The 2,009-nt window shown below is 65.0% G+C and carries 3 protein-coding genes; 2 read left to right on the top strand and 1 reads right to left on the bottom strand.

Features of this window, described 5'->3' with window-relative positions:
- Positions 1 to 512, top strand: a 512-nt coding sequence (locus U9980_RS21315; protein ID WP_322769545.1) for a YceI family protein, incomplete at its 5' end; no start/stop codon positions are given.
- 109 nt (positions 513 to 621) lie between these two features.
- Here the strand turns inward: U9980_RS21315 and U9980_RS21310 are convergent.
- A complete protein-coding gene (locus tag U9980_RS21310; protein ID WP_322769544.1) occupies positions 622 to 1,161 on the bottom strand; it encodes a TetR-like C-terminal domain-containing protein in 540 nt (179 codons plus the stop codon).
- A gap of 169 nt (positions 1,162 to 1,330) precedes the next feature.
- On the opposite strand from U9980_RS21310, the gene U9980_RS21305 reads away from it, so the two are divergent.
- Entirely contained in the window at positions 1,331 to 1,867 is a 537-nt protein-coding gene (locus U9980_RS21305) for a glutathione peroxidase (RefSeq protein WP_322769543.1), read from the top strand.
- Positions 1,868 to 2,009: the final 142 nt, after the last annotated feature.

Below are 2,009 nucleotides of genomic sequence, written 5' to 3'. Positions count from 1 at the left end.
CCGGCGGTTCGGCAGCCGGCACCTGGACGCTGGACCCGGCCGTAAGCCGGGTGGAGTTCCACTCCGCCAGCATGTGGGGGATGGCGAAGATACACGGTCAGTTCACCGCCGTGAGCGCCACGGGCTCGGTCAGCCCCAGCGGCGCAGTCACCGGAGAGATCACCATCCAAGCGACATCCCTCGACACAAAAAACAAAAAACGTGACATCCATCTCCGCTCGAAGGACTTCTTCGACGTCGCGCAGTACTCCACGATCACCTACTCGGTGGACCGCATCTCGCCGCTCGACGGGAAGCGGGTCGAGGTCCTGGGTGTGCTCACGGTCCGCGGGCAGCGTCAGCCCCTGCCGTTCACCGCAACGGTTACCGACGCGACCGCCGACGCCGTGACCATCGAGGCGGAGCTGGAGGTGGACCGGTCCCACTTCGGGATGGGATGGAGTCCGATGAAGGTGGCCTCGATGAGCAACCGGATCGTGGTGAACGCCCACTTCCGTAAGGCCGACCACTAGGGCCTGCCTGATGGATCCTGGTCGATGCATGCGGTGATCCAGGCTGCCTCCCGCAAGACGACGACAACCCACAGGTGGTCGCCTGGGCGCCGAACGGTGGTGACCATCCTCAACCGTTGTGGCGTGGGCGCAGACCGTCGAGGAGAAGGCGCACGATCTCTTCGCGCATGGACACCGGTAGCACCGGGTCGAGGGAGAACGACGCGCGTAGTACCGCGATACCGATGAGAGCGTCGGCGACCGTCGAGGCGTTGACGTCGCAGCGGATCTCTCCGCGCGTGGCGGCGTCGCGCAGAGCATCCTCGATCGCAGCCAGGCACCGGTCGATCGAGTCCCGTTTGAACGCCTGGTAGAGCTCGGGGAACTGTTCGATCTCCATGACACAGCGTTGCAGGATGCTGCGCCGGGGTTCGACGAAGACCGCGGCGAGCCCAGCCAGGAGGGTCTCCAGATCCTCGACGATCGTTCCGGTGCGCGGCGGGGTCAGACCTGCCGCCAGCGTGGACATCCCGGCCAGGATGAGGTCCTCCCGCGCCGGCCAGCGAGCGTAGATGCTTCGCTTGGCGGCCCTGGCCCGCGCTGCCACCGCCGTGACGGAGAACTCGGCAATCCCCCGGTCGGCCAGCTCCTGGACGGCCGCAGCCAACACTCGCGCGTCCACCGAGCCGTCGCGGGGGCGGCCCCGCGGTCGAGACCCGACTGCCGCCATCACCCCAGCATATAGGTCACGCCTGCAGTTGCATAATTCGCTGACACGGATTAACGTCACTGTCACGGTCGCATAAATGTCGAGGGAGCGGACCATGGAGGAAACACCGATGACCATTCACGATTTCACCGTCACGACCGGCGATGGTGCACCACGTTCGCTCAGCGACTACGCCGGTCGCGCAGTTCTGATCGTCAACGTCGCCAGTAAGTGCGGCCTGACCCCCCAGTACGAGGGGCTGGAAGCGCTGTACCGCGACACCCGCGACCGCGGCCTGGAGATCATCGGTTTTCCCTGCAACCAGTTCGGCGGTCAGGAACCTGGCACCGACGCCGAGATCCAGGAATTCTGCTCGACCCAGTTCAACGTCACCTTTCCGATCTTCCACAAGATCGAGGTCAACGGCCCGGGCGCCGACCCCCTCTTCGTCTACCTACGAACCCAGGCACCCGGTGACTTCGGCCCCTCGGCCGGGCGCATCTACGACCACATCAAGGCCACCCGACCGGAGACAATCGGCACGGACGAAATCAAGTGGAACTTCACAAAGTTCCTCGCCGACCGCGACGGAACAGTGATCCGCCGCTACGAGCCCACCATCACCCCCCAGGAGATCCAGGACGATCTGGAAAAAGTTCTGGCCTGACGGTTCCAGGCCTGCCGGCTGCTCTCTGGCGCGGGACCTGGACCTGTACCTCGCATCGGTACTCATAGGTCATCCGACCCCATAGGTAGGAACGGCCGCTACAGCAGCCTTTTCGACCTACGCCAGACCGGTACGCGGTGTC

Origin of the sequence: Protofrankia sp. Cr1 (assembly GCF_963555865.1) — a bacterium.
Classification (GTDB): Bacteria; Actinomycetota; Actinomycetes; order Frankiales; family Frankiaceae; genus Protofrankia.
This window is presented reverse-complemented; position numbering and strand designations above follow the sequence as displayed.

Excerpts from the sequence above, each read along its gene's own strand:
- U9980_RS21305 (WP_322769543.1), top strand. The coding sequence starts at position 1,331 with ATGACCATTCACGATTTCACCGTCACGACCGGCGATGGTGCACCACGT.